Raw genomic sequence first — 16,221 nt, 5'->3', positions numbered from 1 at the left:
AAGAACAAAAAAAACCCCGCCAATAATGGCGGGTTGCTTATCTAATGGCTTTTAAAATACGAGTCACGCTCGGATCATCCTTCGGGACTTCGACCATTCGGACGATATTGCCGCTTACGGAATGGTTTCCAGCGTTCGCTTTGGCCTTATTCAAGTTCTCTAATGCTCGCTTGTAGACATCCTGTCTATTAATAGGAGAAGCTGTTCGTTGAATCATCATCCATCACTCCTTACCTCCATTATAATCAGATGACAAAATCTGGTCAATGCGCTTGCGGAGGCTGGGATGCGGGTGTCGTTACCAACACCATGAATTCGATGCTTTCCACGTATGTATCGATCGTGCTGTGCAAAAGCTGGAGCAGATGCCGATCGAAAATATCAAACTGGGTGGAATGACTGCTGATAACGGTGACGAGGCGATCTTGCCTGTACGGATAGGAGTATACCAAGTAGTTTTTCCGGAGTAAATTGTCATTGTCTGTTTTGTTGCGGATAACGGCCTGCCTCTCCTCTGCGGATTGCTCCGCCAATTCTTTCATTTCATGAGGAAGGTCCTGCACATATAGTTGGAACGAAAACCCGGTGTTGAACACTTTCAGATATCCCGCTTGAATTTCCTCAAGAAAATAAGTGAGCACCTCGTAGTAGTTGATCGTGTTGTTGTGCAGGAAGCCCCATGTTTTCGCTTTCGCGTCATCACTGCAAAGATAGGACATCAGATTAGCTTTGGTCGCGTTGATGACAGCCAAATCGACAGCTGCGTTTTCCTTCCTTTCGACTTCGAATTCCAATTGGAACAGTTTAAATTTCTTCAATCTTAAAAAGGCTACCGGAATGATGAGAAATAGCATCATCCATACCATTAAATAAAATAGTGTTCGAAATATGATCTGATTAATGTCGGAGGACACGATTGGTGTAACGACGATGTTCAGCCATGTCTCATTATCCGTTGCTGCCATCGGCTGCTTGGAAGGAGACCTCCCGGCAGATGTTTTGTCAGATTGGGACGGTTCGGGGGCGGAAAACGGTTTGCTATCTTGGTGAGGACCATGGAATCCGAGCTGGACGAACGAAACGAATGCCCATCCTAATATTAGCGTGATTCCGATTCCGTACAGATAAGGTGCAAGTGTGTTCAACCATTGCCATATCGAAGGCTTCGGTTCCTTGCTCATCGCAGGCTCCATCACTCCTTACTCAAAAAAACAATGATCTTCTTCCAAATGAATACGTTAGGGTCAGCATATCCTATTCAACATCTGATGTGGAAATTCCTTCTATTTTAACAATGGGTAACTTGGGTAAGATTCAGTCATACCATGTTGATACTCGAAGAGGAGATCAGACGTGAATCATTATCTGCCTCCTCAATCATTCAAATGTTTATTGGAACGGTTTAATGTTCCTGCATTTAGGAAACGTGCTGCAGCCAAAAAACTCGCCTTTTGGTCCCTTTCTAATGACCATAGGGTGGCCGCATCTATCACATGTTCTCGTTGCCTGAGGTATTTCTTGCAGGATCTGTTTGGGTTCAGGAACAGCCCCGGGATTCATTTTAAGAATCATTGCTACTAGCTCTTTGCGATTTATTAATCGTACTCCGTTTGCTTTGGCTAAATTAACGGCAGCTTCCGTATAATTGCGATTAGACAGTACCCACGCCTCGGATGCGCCATAATAATTCATTGAACTATGTATTTGTTGAACAGCGTCTATACCTACATTTTTGCTGTATCGCTTTGCTTGAATAACAATTTTCCGGCCGTCTCTCGCAATGACAAGGTCTGCTCCATAGTCACCAGCTGCTCTTGTCACCTTAACCGAATATCCCTGTGATTTAAATAGAAGTCCGAGATAGTGTTCAAATTGCCGTCCATCCATTTGATCAATCTCAGCAATTCCGGACTTTTTTAATCGTTCTGTCTTGTTCACATGCCGTACAATGAGAATGGCGACCAACATGCCAATTGCAATGATACCCACGACAGTGGAGATATTTATAGACTTCGTATAATAATAGGTTCCTACAAAAGATCCAATGCCAACTAATCCAAACCTTGCTTTTAAAAATTCTTCTTCCTGTTTGGATTTGCTCTTTCTAGCCACTTCCTCAACTCCTGATCATATTATCGGCCGCGTTGGATTCTAGGCTGCAACTACCGAAAGTGTATTGGAACTTACACCTTATCCCTTGTTCTTAGTTGCTTTCAATTGCAGGAATGGCTTCAGGTCGGTACCTATACCTCGTGACAAGTCTATCGTTAACGTATCCTTATGAAAATGACAGACAATTTTTTGACAGAACGGAGTCGCTAGCAATCTGCAGGTTATTACAAAGGTAGCGTCATCTTGCCATGTGCCGCTGGCGGCGATAGGTTGCCGGATTTCTTGATCCGTTATTTCACCTGCCAACCAAGCGCCGATTCCGCATGTCAACTGCTTCTTTGCTCCCTGTTCATGCCATGTGATCTCTGCCGCATTCTCTTCAAATTCGAACTGAATCGAATCCCACTGCATCTCGTTATCATTGAAGATGTAGAGAGCACCAGACACTGTTGTTGACAGTTCGGACCTACAGATCGACGTGTGCGGAGGAATAGCGAGCGTCGATAGCTTGGCAGTCAAAGCCTGCTGTTCATTAACGTCAGCCTGCAGCGCTCCATCTTTGCACGCGGGAAGCAGGTGCTTCCAGACTTGATTCAGGACCGCCTGCATATCATTTAAACCGCTTGTTATGGCAATGACGGCATCTTGCTCGGGCATGACGATGACGAACTGTCCGAATGCGCCATCCCCGCGATATGCATCATGCCGGCAGCGCCAGAATTGATACCCGTATCCTTGCGTCCAGTCACTGTCTGCGCTCTGACCGTTCGAAATGTGGCGGGAAGTGGCTTGTTGAATCCAAGCTGCCGGAATGATCGGACGCCCGTTCCATTGCCCTTGCCGCAAATACAATTGACCGAACTTGGCAACGTCTTCCGTGGTCAAGCTCAAGCCCCAACCGCCTGTGTTGATGCCGAGCGGACAAGTCTCCCACGCAACGCCGGCAATCCCGAGCGGTTCGAATAAGCGGGGCTGCAAATAGTCGGCCAACGTCTGGCCCGTGCGCTTCTGCACGATGGCGGATAACATGTAAGTAGCATCGCTGCTATATAGGAACTGAGTGCCCGGCGTATGAGATAACGTGCTGCCAAAATATGCTTTGACCCAGTTGCCGTCTTTCGAACCCCTTATATTGGGCGCATTATTTTCGTCATGCCCCGTAGACATAGTCAACAAATGCCGCACCTGGAGCTTTTCGAAATGCTCCTCCACTTCAGGAGTAGCTTCTTCCGGAAAAAACGAAATAACCGGATCCTCCAGGGAGAACCGCCTCTCCTCCACCGCGAAGCCAATTGCCGTTGAAGTGAAGCTTTTACTTAACGAGAACAAGGCGTGCGGGTGATTCGCGGCGTAAGGCGCCCACCATCCTTCCGCGACGACATGACCATGGCGCAGGAACATGAAGCTATGCAGTTCCAATTGCTGTTGTTCTATATGTTCAATGAAAGAATGGATGGCCTTCGATGATGTACCTTGCTCTTCCGGATTGCTGCGGGGCAAACGGTGCTGGGTAGCAAGCATGACATTTCCTCCTCGGGTTATCTATTTTCGTTCTGATCATCCCATGTATTTCCTATTTTAGGTTAAGCCCAGTATAAGCCTCACAGGATGGATGTTCAATCATCATTTAGACAGAGTCGCTTCGCTGTCGAACGCGAAAAGGACGCCCCAGTTGATTCACAATATTAGATGCTAAAAATAATTCTTTTTGGGTACATGAAACGACGAATCGGGTATGGAGCCCTGTTGGTGTCCGCAGTATACTTTTGGAAAAGACAAGCGCTCCGCAGAATCTCTAAGAATCGGGTCGATTAAGGCATGGGGCTGCCTGCCATTATCCGCTGCAGGGCGCGGCTCTATCTGCCGATCGGATGGCTTTATTGTCAACGAGCTTATTTTAAATATATCGCGGGAGGACTGGAGATGGCTGAACAAAAGCAAATGAAACTGGGGGCGCTGCTTCTGGCAGAAGGCGGCAGTGCCAGTGGCTGGAGACATCCAGATGCAGGTACAAAGGGCGGTGCCGAGTTTGGAAGATTCAAGGAATGGGCGTGGCAAGCGGAAGCTGGCAAGCTGGATTTAGTCTTTATTGCAGATGTGCTGTATATTACCGACAAGACGCCTCCGCAGTATTTGGACCAGTTGGAGCCATTGTCGCTGTTAAGCGCGCTTGCTGCGATTACGGAGCATATCGGTCTGATCGGGACCGTTTCCACCACGTACAGTGAACCTTACACCGTTGCCCGGCAGCTCGGCACACTGGACAAAATAAGCGGTGGACGGGCTGGCTGGAACATTGTTACCTCTGCCTATGAAGGCAGCGCGCTCAATCATGGCAAAGCGGGTCAGACGCATCCGGAGCATAGCTTGCGTTACAAGTTGGCTGATGAGCATCTAGCAGTGGTGAAAGGACTGTGGGATTCCTGGGAAGATGGGGCGTTCATCAGAAATAAGGAAACAGGCGAGTATTTTCGCAAGGATAAGCTGCATGCGCTCAATCATGTAGGAGAGTATTTTTTAGTAGAAGGGCCCTTGAATCTGTCCCGCTCGGTACAAGGACAGCCGGTTATTTTTCAGGCGGGTTCGTCCGAGGCAGGCAAGAACTTCTCTGCCAAAAACGCTGACGCCATATTCACTACCCAAAGAACAATGGAGGATGGAATTGCCTTTAAGAAGGAAATTAAGGAGCGTGCAGTTGCTCATAACCGTTCTGGCGATCATATCCTCATATTTAATGAATCGGGCCAATCATCGGACGGACGAAGGAAGAGGCAGAGCGCAAATACGAGCAGTTAGCCGAATTGCTGGACATTGACAAGGCGCTGGAATACTTGGGGCTGTATTTCGAGCATCATGATTTTACACAATATGCGCTGGACGAACCGTTTCCGGAAATTGGCGATATGGGTAATGACAGCTTCAAGAGCAACGCGCTCAAAATCAAGCAGGATGCCAGAGACAACGGCTGGACATTGCGGCAGGTTGCTTTGCAGGTAGCGACGCCTCGCGATCCGTTTACAGGAACAGCGGTGCAAATTGCCGATCGCATGGAGGAATGGGTGAAGCGGGAAGCGACAGACGGGTTCCTGCTGTTCGAGACCGTACCGAACGGACTGGCTGATTTCGTAGAGCAGGTCATCCCGATTCTGCAGGAGCGGGGATTGTTCCGCACGGAATACGAGAGCAGCACGCTTCGTGGCCATCTCGGTCTTGCCTTGCCCGCAAACCGCCATACGCAATTCAATGAAGACCATGTGAAGGAGTAATATGGTCGCCAGTGAATCAGGATTTTCCGTTCCGTAACATGTCCGGGAGGCAGCGCAACAGCTTGAAGCGGGTCGCCTCGTCTTCGCTGTTCCATACTAAAATCACCTTCAAATCGTTGCATGAACATCGTTCAGAAAAACGATTTGAAGGTGATAGAAGCTTAGCCTTGTGCCTTATTCAATAAACTTTCAGGAACAACGTTGAGATCAATTCCAAAGACGATGGGAAGCAAATAATAAACGGAAAGGATAATAATGATGGTGGCAAACACGTTCACGGAAAAACCTGCTCGGACCATGTCAATAATCTTTATTTTCCCCGTACCGAATATGATTGCATTGGGCGGTGTGCCGACAGGCAGCATGAAGGCACAGTTTGCCGCCATGGCACAAGGTATCATAAGAGCGAACGGATGAATGCCGAGGGCCATCGCCAACGCTGCCACAACAGGCAATATCATCGTTGCCGTTGCTGTATTCGACGTAATTTCTGTCAACATCATAATGAGAAGTGTAGCGCATGAAATAATGACAATGAGATGAAAGCCATCGAGCATGGTCAACTGTTCTCCCATCCAGGCAGAAAGGCCGCTGGAACGGAACCCGGCCGCAATCGCCAGGCCTCCTCCAAAAAGCAGGAGCACTCCCCACGGAATTTCCTTTGAATCACTCCAATTTAAAATACGAGAGCTTGTTTTTGCTTTAGCTGGAATCATAAACAAAAGGGCTGTTGCCATAATAGCAATCATCCCATCTGAGATACCTGGTATTTGTATGATCAACCCATTTTCTACCCATAAAAACTCACGAGTGATCCACATAAAAGCAGCGAATACAAAGACCCCACCAACCATACCTTCTTCAAAAGATATCTTGCCAAGCTTTCTGCGCTCGCCTTGAATCAAATCTCGTCCACCTGGAAGTTGTTTGATCGATGTATTGAACTTCAGTCTCCCCAAATAAAACCAGGTGAAGAAAAGCATTAAAATGACGACGGGGACGGCAAACAGCATCCACTGGGCAAATGAAATGGTAATGCCAAATAATTCATTCATTTGGGCCACAAGAATAATATTGGGCGGAGTACCTATTAATGTTCCGAGTCCACCGATCGTACCTGCATAGCCGATACCAAAAATAAGGGACTTCTCAAATTTCGGCAGATCCTCTTCTTCAGGCTTTCCTTTCAAGGCACTGGCAATCTGAGCCGTAATCGCCAGTCCCATCGGGACCATCATCATCACAGCTGCTGTATTGGACACCCACATCGACAAAAATCCAGTTGCGGCCATAAAACCAAGCAAGATGCGCTGTGTGCTAGTACCGATCATGGAGATAATAAAAAGAGCCATTCTCTTATGCAAATTCCACTTTTCCATCGCTGTGGCGATGAAAAAACCGCCCAGGAATAGAAAAATAATATCGTTGCCGTATGATGATGCGACCACATTGCCTTGCATCGCTCCTGTGATAGGAAGCAGTATGAGTGGCAGCAGTGATGTAGCCGGAATAGGAATCGCCTCTGTAATCCACCATGTGGCAATCCATAACGTAACGGCGAGCACAGCTTTCCCTTCTGTAGAAAGTCCGTCTGGTTGGAAAAATAGCATCGTTAAGATAAACAATACAGGTCCCAGTATAAGTCCAACTAGCTGAGCGTTTGAATACGGTTTTATAGGCTTTTCGTTGTGATGAACGGCTCCCTTGTCTGATGCTTTTATAAATCCGGTTTTTGCTTGCTTCCGATAAGAGAAAACATATAATACGTCTTTCGTTCGCTTATGCTGTGCCCACAGGCTGCGCCAAGCTGATAAAGCTAATTGTTTCATAACCTCTCTCCTTTATGTAAGCGCTTTCCATTGTCCTGACAGATTTGTCTTTCCGTATCTGTTTTTTACTAATGTTAGGTTATGAAACCATTCAATTTTTCCATTCCTCCCATCTTCATATATGTTCGCTCAATTATTTTAAAATCATTTTACTCATTTTACCATAGTAAAATGTAAAAATCTTCTCATGGGCGGAGAAATCTTAAGAAAAAGTTTCGTTTCTATTCTCAACTGAGGGGTGCTTTTATGATAATTCAACTTGTAAAATCCAAAGAATTACTTTTAACGACCCATGCTGGACTTAGCCGGAGAACAGGAATATGTTCCTCTGGACATCGATCTCTCACCATTTTACAACTCAGGTACGAAAAAAGAAGGCGTGTCCGCACGTATAAAGGGTACTATTATGAACCTATAAAATGTGGTAACTTGTAATTTGTAGATAGTAGGATGTAAAAATAGATGATATAGATGCAGTATTGGTTCATTCTCTAGTGCGAATGTATAGTGCACATGAATTTACGGGGGGATTCGCACCGTCATTTTTCCAAAATATAGGTGTTTCTTCTTGCTGTATTTGTAATTAATTTTAGATTTGATTTTTTCAATCGTTTAATTGATTATTTTGCTCGATTATATAGCGTAAATTGAGAGTTACTATCAAATTTCGCTGTCGCATCCTACGCGGATGCGTGGATTGAAATCAGGAATACATGGGGGAGTGGGAAACACTCCTGAAGTCGCATCCTACGCGGATGCGTGGATTGAAATTTTATTCGCGTCATCGAGGCCTTGATACCGAGAACAGTCGCATCCTACGCGGATGCGTGGATTGAAATAAAAAGTCGGCACAAAGGCCGGAGGAAGTCAGGGGTCGCATCCTACGCGGATGCGTGGATTGAAATCCATCAGTAATGCACAATGAGAAAGTAAATGATGTCGCATCCTACGCGGATGCGTGGATTGAAATGGAATAGATACGGGCAGGAAGTCGCGAGTGTCGGTGTCGCATCCTACGCGGATGCGTGGATTGAAATACATGTGCCGCGAGTCGCGCATGCCAGCCGTGCTGTCGCATCCTACGCGGATGCGTGGATTGAAATTTATTTGCGTGATGCGGAATAATCGCGAACGAGAAGTCGCATCCTACACGGATGCGTGGATTGAAACAAGCATGGAGCATTACGATTCCGCCATGACATGAATGTATTAGAGACTCAACCGCAGTCACTTCTGAGCGGTGCGTAAACAGCAAGCTGATGTCCCGAGAGACAAGAGCTTGCTGTTCTTTGCTTTCAATGATGTTATTGAATACATACCTTTATAATCTGATATTATCCCCATACATGAGATATCTTTCAGACTCTGGCTGCAAACATCTTCAGATTGAAAAATACTTTTCAATATTAGTTTAAAGAGACTGTATCGCTTCCATTAAAGTGCTTTCTATCGTAATCTGTGGTGTTCTTTGAATGAGATTTACTCCAACCAAGATAAGGTGTTTTCTAAAGATCCCAATGAACCTCAGCTTCCTCAATCGTGCCCTGTTCGACTGCAGTCTCAGCATATCCGCTATAAGAAAGTTGGAGTTTGCCCAAGGCTTGTATACTTCCTTGAGTGAAATTTTTGTTAACAGTAAAATTACCAGAGTATGGAGCGAGGTATCCTGATTCAGTCTGGTAATCTGTGAATTTTCAACAGCAACATGATTAGATTGCATGAACAGTGGTGCATATTTTGCTGGAAAAGTGTTTGGAATTGGTACACATTCTCCTGTTGGTTTACTTTGGAATCTTGATGAATCGTATTCTACAGCGTGTCTCAAATACGAGACTTACACCGTATTTATAACGATGAAGAGATGAACTTGATTTAAATCTCCGGACTTTTAAAGCGATTCATTTTCGTACATGCACTTCTAGGCCGCCGCCCACATACAATGTATAACTGTGTTGGGAGAAATACCAAACGTCGTCAGACATCTGGAGGTGGCATGGCATGACCGGATTGTTTGCGACGATTGTCTTGTTCATCAAGCAATTGTCGCTCCTTGTGTCCTACGTAAAGAACAACGCCTTCCCGCAACCGCTGGCCGAAGAGGATGAAATGAAGCATTTGCAGCTCATGGCAGCAGGCAACGCTCAGTCGCGCAACACGCTCATCGAACACAACCTCCGGCTTGTGGCACACATTGTGAAGAAATTTGACAACACTGGCGAAGACTTGGAAGATTTGATTTCCATCGGCACGATTGGACTGATCAAAGCGATTGAGAGCTTTCAACCGAATAAAGGGACGAAGCTTGCGACGTTTGCCGCGCGCTGTATCGAAAATGAGATTTTAATGCACCTGCGCTCACTGAAAAAGACACGCAAAGATGTATCGCTCCACGATCCAATCGGGACAGATAAGGAAGGAAACGAAATTACATTAATTGACATTCTTGGAACAGAAAGTGATGAAGTGGTCGAAAAGGTACAGTTGAAAATTGAAAAGAGTAAAATATACCGCAATCTGGATATATTGGACGAACGGGAGCAAGAAGTTATTCGGGGACGCTTCGGTCTGGATGGAGGCGGGGACGAACGCACCCAGCGGGAGATTGCGAAGGAATTAGGCATTTCACGCAGCTATGTATCACGGATTGAGAAGCGGGCGCTCATGAAGCTGTATCATGAATTTTATAAAAATAAAGGCCGAATTTGACCGGAGTCCCTGCCTGATACCAGCCTGAGGTGTCAGCGCGGGGGTTTCCTTTTCCAGCGCCGTTGCGAACGGCTTGACGTAAACCTATTCCATATCGCGCCTCCCTTGGACGACTACCTGATTCACTTGTTACATAAGAATCGAAATTTGCTATAATGGGCAAGAATTGCAACAGCCACTTTGCAGCAACGAGGGGAGACAACAACATGAATGCAAGTCAGGATGAAAGTAGCGAAATAAAGCAGGAAGGCAATCCGACATTGCCGCCGCTTCCGGAATACCGGTGTATGTACATTAGCGGAGACGCTCCGGATTGGACCGGGATCGCAGCGATAGAGCTAGCGGATGTGGTGACTGGAGCAGTGCCGCGGATGCGCACCGCCATCCGATCGTGCTGGACGGATACAACACTGTATATCCGCTTTGAATGCGAGGATGATTGCGTGGTCAGTCCGTATACGAAACGCGACGATCCTTTATTTGAAGCTGACGTGGTCGAATGCTTCATCGACACGGCCGGATCGGGCCGGAGTTATTATGAATTCAATCTCAGTCCGCATAACGTCGTATTCGATTCATACATAACGAACAATCCGGGCGAGCCGAAAGCCTTCCACCCGGAGTGGGATGCACAGCAGTTGGTCACATCCGTCGCTTATGTATCTCAGCCCGAGCGCCGGGTCATTTACGAATACGCCATCGCATTTTCCGATTTGCAGGCTACGCCGCATACAGGGACGGAATGGCGCATCAATTTGTTCCGCATTGACGAGGATGATCTGGGAACGCGTGAATATACCGCTTGGTCCCCGACTGGCGCCGTCAACTTTCACGTTCCCGAACGGTTCGGCAGATTTCGGTTCATACAGGAATAGGAATGAAGTGTCTCGTCCTCTGGCTCATGCGAGCGGGAGTGAGGCACTTTTTTGATCTTAGAAATGAAAGTTCTCAATTTTCCTCAAGCCGCTCTGCATTCAATTCAATAATATTTTGATCCGGGTCGAGGATGAAGATTTGCGGGAAACCTGCTTTGCCATACGGTTTTGCTGTGTAGGTTATCCCGCATTGATCAAGCCATTTTTGCGTATTTTCATAACTGGAAACTCTGAGCGCAAAATGTCCATCCTTTGTGTCGACTTCACCTGTACGCAGTGTCTCCCCTTTGTAGACGATGAGGTGCAGCTGTTGATCTGTTGTGCCAATCGCGTACCAAGCGCCTTCAAAATCAAAGGCAGGACGAGGGAGTTCCTGTAGTCCAAGAATCCGTTCATAAAAATCCTTGGAGCGGCGTAAATCCCGCACATTCAAACTAACGTGATGAATGCCTTCAATTGTGAGCATGTTAACCCTCCTTTCCCATCAACGATTTACAGTTGTTATGTAAATAACTGTTATGTAAATAATTGATTATACAGCCCAATATATGACCAAAAAATTTAGCTTGATCCCCACGTCTACAATAAAGCGATATTCAAATCAAGGCAAGCGGTTTAATACTGGTGCACCAGCTTCTTTTGAGTGTACATGGTTGACGCTGAACATACGTATTTAGTCGTTTATGCTCATTATCCCATGCGCTCAGGGAGCGGAGGAACTGGTCAAGGAGCATACTGCTTAGAGATTGACCCGTTCAGGAATGAGAGCACTACAGAGCTGAACGCGGGAAAAATCAGAGAACGTGATAGGGTGACGAATATTGAACTTATGCCTTCAATCACATGGGTGCGTTTATATAATTTCCTCTGTATTGCCCGTAATTATAAATGAAGTCCCAAAGAGCCTGTTCACTGACATAAGGGGATAGTGGGCAAAGGGAGGAACCAAGAGAGTCGTAGTTCACCGAAGATAACCGCAAGCCTCCGATATGCCGTTAACGCGTCTGGCGTGGCACTTTCTGATGGTAGGGGAGAATGGAGCAAAGAGATCAAAGCAGAACATAACCCCCTGAGGAAGATCCTCGGGGGGCAATTTGCATCGTTTTTATGGTGTATCGACCGTTGCCAGCATTGCTTGGATGCTAAGCGCATCTGCTGCTTGTACGATATTAGGCTCCGGCCATTTCCATCGTCAATCGAACGCCGCCTGCAGGGTGCACGAACGATACGGCAAAGGTCGAGGATGCCGCCTCCCATTCCCATTCGTGTGGATACGGCTTCCCGTCCAGTTCGACCGTCACCCGGCCTGGAGCGCCCGCGGCAGCGAAGCGCAGCATGGCGCGCACCCCTTCTGGCCCGCGTATGGAATAACGGCACATGCTGCACGCCACTTCATTGCCGCTGCTGTCCGCCGCAGGCAGCTCCGTTACCCGTCCCGCGGCCGCTACCAGCACGGGGCGCTCACTCATTGCCGCGTACGCATGATTAAGGTCGACCAGCAATGCTTGATCGCCCGGCTGGATTACTACGTGCGCACGTACGGCGAGTCGGCCGTCGAACAGGTCGACGAAAGGCCCCTCTAACCGGACGGGTTCAGCGCTGACGCCTTCGTCCAGTACGGCGGCTGCCACGTAAGGCCCACGGTGGGCGATAAGCGCATGGCTGCGATCCCACCGCGCGTCAGCGCCGTGAACGGACTGCAGCGCAGCCAGCACCGTCTCGCGCAGCCGATCCGCTCCGGCTTCCGACGAGGCGAATGCCGCCGGATGCTCATGCAGATAGGCGAACGCGCCTTTGCCGACATTCGTAATCAAGGCTTCACCTTCTGGCGGCGCTTCTAGTGGCACTCCTATCGTCTCGAAGAGATGGTGAGCCGGATTGGCATACGAATGCTGGCCTTCACTCCACCATTCGCGCACGCCATGATATGCATCGCTGCCATCGCCGACATACAGCAGCACGCCGCCTGCCTGTACCCATTGCGCCAGCGCATAATGAACATCCATATACTCGGGCTTCATGAACTCATAGCTCAACAGCAGGATGTCATAGGGGGATAAATAATGCGGGATGCGGCGGACGTTGTCCAGCTGTACCGGACGGACAGGGGCGCCGTGCTTCAAGAGCGGCATAGCAAGGCCGAAGAAGGCGTCCCATGTGATATGCTCCATCTCAGAAGCAAAGCGCTCATCCTCCTTGATATTATCCCAATCAAGCGTTAGATCGAGCCGCTGATACATGCAGGAATCAGCGACGAGCACACCCATGCGTGGCTGGCTTGGCCCCTCCTGCTGCACGCCGACAGGAGCACTGACCGTGCCGCCAAGCGGCATATGCTGCAGCGCATTGATGACAGTGAGCAGCGTCGTGCCGTAATCCTCTGGAAGAGGCACCTTCTTGTTATGATCGGAGCTGAGATACTTTCCCTTATATATCCGGTGCGGCCAAGGCGTCACCTCGTAATGATCGATATGAGGATGCAGCAGGGAAGCGACTACCGTTTTTTTGTAGTTCATTCGGTAATCGTCCCAGGTTCGTCCCGGGTGGTCTTCGATTGGATCGTGTAATAGCCACATGCGTCTATCGCTGCCGCGAACGAGCTCCTGCATGACGCCGTACTCCAAATAAGCGGTCTCAAAGGTGCGTTCCTTGCGTACGCCCGCGTACACATTCGGTACCCTTGACGTACCGGTCCATACCTGTGCAATGTAACCGTCGATGCCGCTTACGTCCATCAGCTTCGATTCCGGGCTGACGATGCGCCATTGGCAGTAATTGATCAGGCTGTGCGTCGGAACAAAGAAGCGGATTTGGCGTCCATATGTATGCTTGGCGTAAGACTTCAGCGAGGAGCAAATGCGCTCAAGCGCCTGTTTATATAACTCCGCTTTTAGCTTAGACGCACGGTACTGGGCGTCAGGCGATTGATGTGGAGGCATCCATGCTTCGTTATAGAACAATTCCCACTCGCGCTGAAAGGCGGGGGAGTAACCAGCTTCTACCCAGAATTCGGGTTCTTCCATGTAAAAAGCTTCCACACCGGCATCGACGGCTTTCTTCAGACGGCCTGCCACGAAGTCGGAAAAAGATACAGTCGGCACCATGTACGGCACATCATCGGTTTCATGAATAAGCCGGGTACCGTTGGCCCGTGTCTGTGCTTCATCCCAATGCAGCTTACCATCGATTTGTCCAGTCAAATAAGGTTGATATTCACCCCATGCCGTGCCGGTCATTAAGCCTACGCGGTACCCTTCGTCCGTCCAGCTGCGAATGCGTTCCTCCATCGTGTCGTCAATGCCGTATACAAGCACCATATCTGTCTGCAGGTCGATTGCAGCATCGTAAGGAGCGATTTCTTGGAAGGCCGTTTTTTCTCCGGGCCGTTGACGTAGCAACATACAGCTTTCCTTCTTTCTGTACTGTTTCTGTTCCATTCTTAGGTTGAGCATTTCGAATATTTCGACAATATTGAGCAGGACGATTCCAAGAGTGAAGCCGACGCTTGATCGCATTGTACACCAATTTACAGATGAAATCCTCCGCCTGCAACGCAGCACGCTTCGCTTACCGAGGAGAGATGGGATGAACGCTTTCTTCCCTCATGCATACAATAACCTATGCCCATGCACTTTGATGCGGCACAGACGATTATTGGAGAGGATGGAGAACTTTGAAGCCGAGTGTTTCGTCATTTGACTGTCTGGCCCTTGTGCTGTTTGTGCTGCTTGCCTTGTGCTGCCTCCTGTTGCTTCATATACAAAATGTTACATTTTAACGATTGGCATGCCTAGACATATTCCGAATCGAAAAGACAAATACTGTGATGGAATGAAATAGAACCATAGTATAGTTTGACGCAGGAGGTGGGGGCATGGCAGCTTCAAGCAAATCCCAGTCCGCAAAATGGAAGCTGGGAAATTGGACCCTGTCGGAGCAGGAGTACAAACAAATTGCCAAACAGCGTGAGCCGTCCCGGTCCGTATTCAAAAACTGCATACGGGCTTTTTTGGTCGGCGGCACGATCTGTCTAATCGGACAAGCCATACAACAGATGTACATGACGCTCTTCCATATGAGCGAGAAGCAGGCAACCAATCCGACGGTGGTGACGTTGATTTTGGTATCGGTCATCCTGACATGCTTCGGAGTGTATGACAAAATCGCGCAGTGGGCCGGAGCGGGTTCAGCCGTTCCCGTCACCGGATTCGCTAACTCGATGTGCTCGGCAGCCTTGGAGCATCGCAGTGAGGGACTTGTGCTCGGCGTTGGGGGCAACATGTTCAAGCTCGCTGGCTCCGTCGTCGTGTTCGGAACGGTGGCTGCTTTTGTTGTGGCGCTTGTCTATTACCTGTTCGGTCTTCAACACTAAGGCGAAGACGGACATTCGAGCAAGAAGAAGGAGGAGGCATTCCGATGCAAGTAGGACGCCGTACGTGGCAGTTTGCGAACCGTCCGGTCATTATCGGCACCGCAACTGTCGTCGGGCCGGATGAGGGAGAGGGGCCTCTCGCAGCCGACTTTGATTTTATTCATGATGATTTGGACATGCAGGAGAAAAGTTGGGAGAAGGCCGAGCGCAAGCTGTTGGAGCAGGCAACCCAGTTAGCTATCGTGAACGCGAATATAACGCAGGACCAATTGAATTTCTTTGTCGGCGGCGACTTGTTGAACCAGATTATAAGCAATTCATTTGCCGCCCGTACGCTCGGCGTCCCTTATATCGGCGTTTTTGGCGCGTGCTCTACTTCGATGGAGACGCTGGCGATTGCCTCGCTGCTCGTCGACTCTGGCAATGCGAACTATGCGATGGCGGGGACGTGCAGTCATAATTGCACAGCCGAGAAGCAGTTCCGCTATCCGACGGAATACGGTTCCCAGAAACCGCCTACCGCTCAATATACAGTAACAGGCGCAGGAGCGGCGGTTGTGGCCAAGAAAGGAAAGGGCCCGCAAGTAACCGCAGCGACAATCGGGAAGATTGTTGATCTTGGCATAACGGATCCCTTTAATATGGGAGCGGCGATGGCTCCTGCGGCAGTAGATACCATATTGACGCATTTAAAGGACTTGAATCGATCTCCTCAGGACTATGATCTCATCGTGACCGGCGACTTGGCCAATGTCGGACATCCAATTGCGAAAGACTTGTTCAAAAAGCACGGTGTGCCGATGGATGAAGCCAATTTCCAAGATTGTGGACTCATGGTGTTTGACGTAGAAAAACAAGCTGTGCAAGCCGGTGGCAGCGGATGCGCCTGCTCCGCTGTAGTGACGTACGGACACATTTTGAAGCGCATGCAAAAAGGCGAGCTGCGGCGTGTGCTTATTGCTGCGACGGGGGCGCTGCTATCCCCGCTGTCTTATCAGCAAGGGGAGACCATTCCCAGCATTGCGCATGCCGTTACGATTGAAATGGAAGGATGATATTCA

General features: G+C 48.6%; 11 protein-coding genes, 1 pseudogene and 1 CRISPR repeat array. Of the genes and pseudogenes, 5 read left to right on the top strand and 7 right to left on the bottom strand.

All coding sequences use genetic code 11. From position 1 onward, the window contains the following. Positions 1-37 precede the first annotated feature (37 nt). From A372_RS0119495 to A372_RS0119480, 4 genes are all read right to left on the bottom strand, one after another. A complete protein-coding gene (locus A372_RS0119495) occupies positions 38-220 on the bottom strand; it encodes a hypothetical protein (protein ID WP_157259619.1) in 183 nt (60 codons plus the stop codon). A 43-nt stretch (positions 221-263) separates the two neighbouring features. Next, positions 264-1,181, bottom strand: coding sequence for a hypothetical protein (locus A372_RS0119490; protein WP_157259618.1), 918 nt, complete (start codon positions 1,179-1,181; stop codon positions 264-266). Positions 1,182-1,389: 208 nt separating this feature from the next. Beyond that, a complete protein-coding gene (locus tag A372_RS0119485) occupies positions 1,390-2,112 on the bottom strand; it encodes a restriction endonuclease (RefSeq protein WP_019422572.1) in 723 nt (240 codons plus the stop codon). Positions 2,113-2,190: 78 nt separating this feature from the next. Further along, positions 2,191-3,633 (bottom strand): serine hydrolase domain-containing protein, encoded by a 1,443-nt coding sequence (locus A372_RS0119480; RefSeq protein WP_019422571.1) that lies wholly within the window; start codon positions 3,631-3,633, stop codon positions 2,191-2,193. 402 nt (positions 3,634-4,035) lie between these two features. Between A372_RS0119480 and A372_RS34310 the strand changes: the two are divergent. After that, positions 4,036-5,378, top strand: a pseudogene (locus A372_RS34310) (LLM class flavin-dependent oxidoreductase). Between the two features lie 161 nt (positions 5,379-5,539). Here the strand turns inward: A372_RS34310 and A372_RS0119470 are convergent. Next, positions 5,540-7,207: an SLC13 family permease gene (locus A372_RS0119470; protein ID WP_019422570.1), complete on the bottom strand. Its 1,668-nt coding sequence runs from the start codon at positions 7,205-7,207 to the stop codon at positions 5,540-5,542. A 672-nt stretch (positions 7,208-7,879) separates the two neighbouring features. Then, positions 7,880-8,377: a CRISPR direct-repeat array (repeat unit 32 nt; unit sequence GTCGCATCCTACGCGGATGCGTGGATTGAAAT). An 828-nt stretch (positions 8,378-9,205) separates the two neighbouring features. On the opposite strand from A372_RS0119470, the gene sigK reads away from it, so the two are divergent. Continuing rightward, positions 9,206-9,913, top strand: coding sequence for an RNA polymerase sporulation sigma factor SigK (sigK, locus tag A372_RS0119465; RefSeq protein ID WP_019422569.1), 708 nt, complete (start codon positions 9,206-9,208; stop codon positions 9,911-9,913). Between the two features lie 206 nt (positions 9,914-10,119). After that, a complete protein-coding gene (locus A372_RS0119460) occupies positions 10,120-10,788 on the top strand; it encodes a carbohydrate-binding family 9-like protein (RefSeq protein ID WP_019422568.1) in 669 nt (222 codons plus the stop codon). 73 nt (positions 10,789-10,861) lie between these two features. On the opposite strand, the gene A372_RS0119455 is transcribed toward A372_RS0119460, so the two are convergent. Next, positions 10,862-11,254, bottom strand: coding sequence for a VOC family protein (locus A372_RS0119455; protein WP_019422567.1), 393 nt, complete (start codon positions 11,252-11,254; stop codon positions 10,862-10,864). A 703-nt stretch (positions 11,255-11,957) separates the two neighbouring features. Further along, positions 11,958-14,189, bottom strand: coding sequence for a hypothetical protein (locus A372_RS0119450; protein WP_157259617.1), 2,232 nt, complete (start codon positions 14,187-14,189; stop codon positions 11,958-11,960). A gap of 473 nt (positions 14,190-14,662) precedes the next feature. Here A372_RS0119450 and spoVAC point away from each other — a divergent pair, with 473 nt between their 5' ends. Next, positions 14,663-15,160: a stage V sporulation protein AC gene (spoVAC, locus tag A372_RS0119445; RefSeq protein ID WP_019422565.1), complete on the top strand. Its 498-nt coding sequence runs from the start codon at positions 14,663-14,665 to the stop codon at positions 15,158-15,160. A 44-nt stretch (positions 15,161-15,204) separates the two neighbouring features. After that, positions 15,205-16,215 (top strand): stage V sporulation protein AD, encoded by a 1,011-nt coding sequence (gene spoVAD / locus A372_RS0119440; RefSeq protein WP_019422564.1) that lies wholly within the window; start codon positions 15,205-15,207, stop codon positions 16,213-16,215. Positions 16,216-16,221: the final 6 nt, after the last annotated feature.

This window comes from Paenibacillus sp. OSY-SE (assembly GCF_000283315.1).
In the GTDB taxonomy this organism is placed as follows: Bacteria; Bacillota; Bacilli; order Paenibacillales; family Paenibacillaceae; genus Paenibacillus_B; species Paenibacillus_B profundus.
This window is presented reverse-complemented; position numbering and strand designations above follow the sequence as displayed.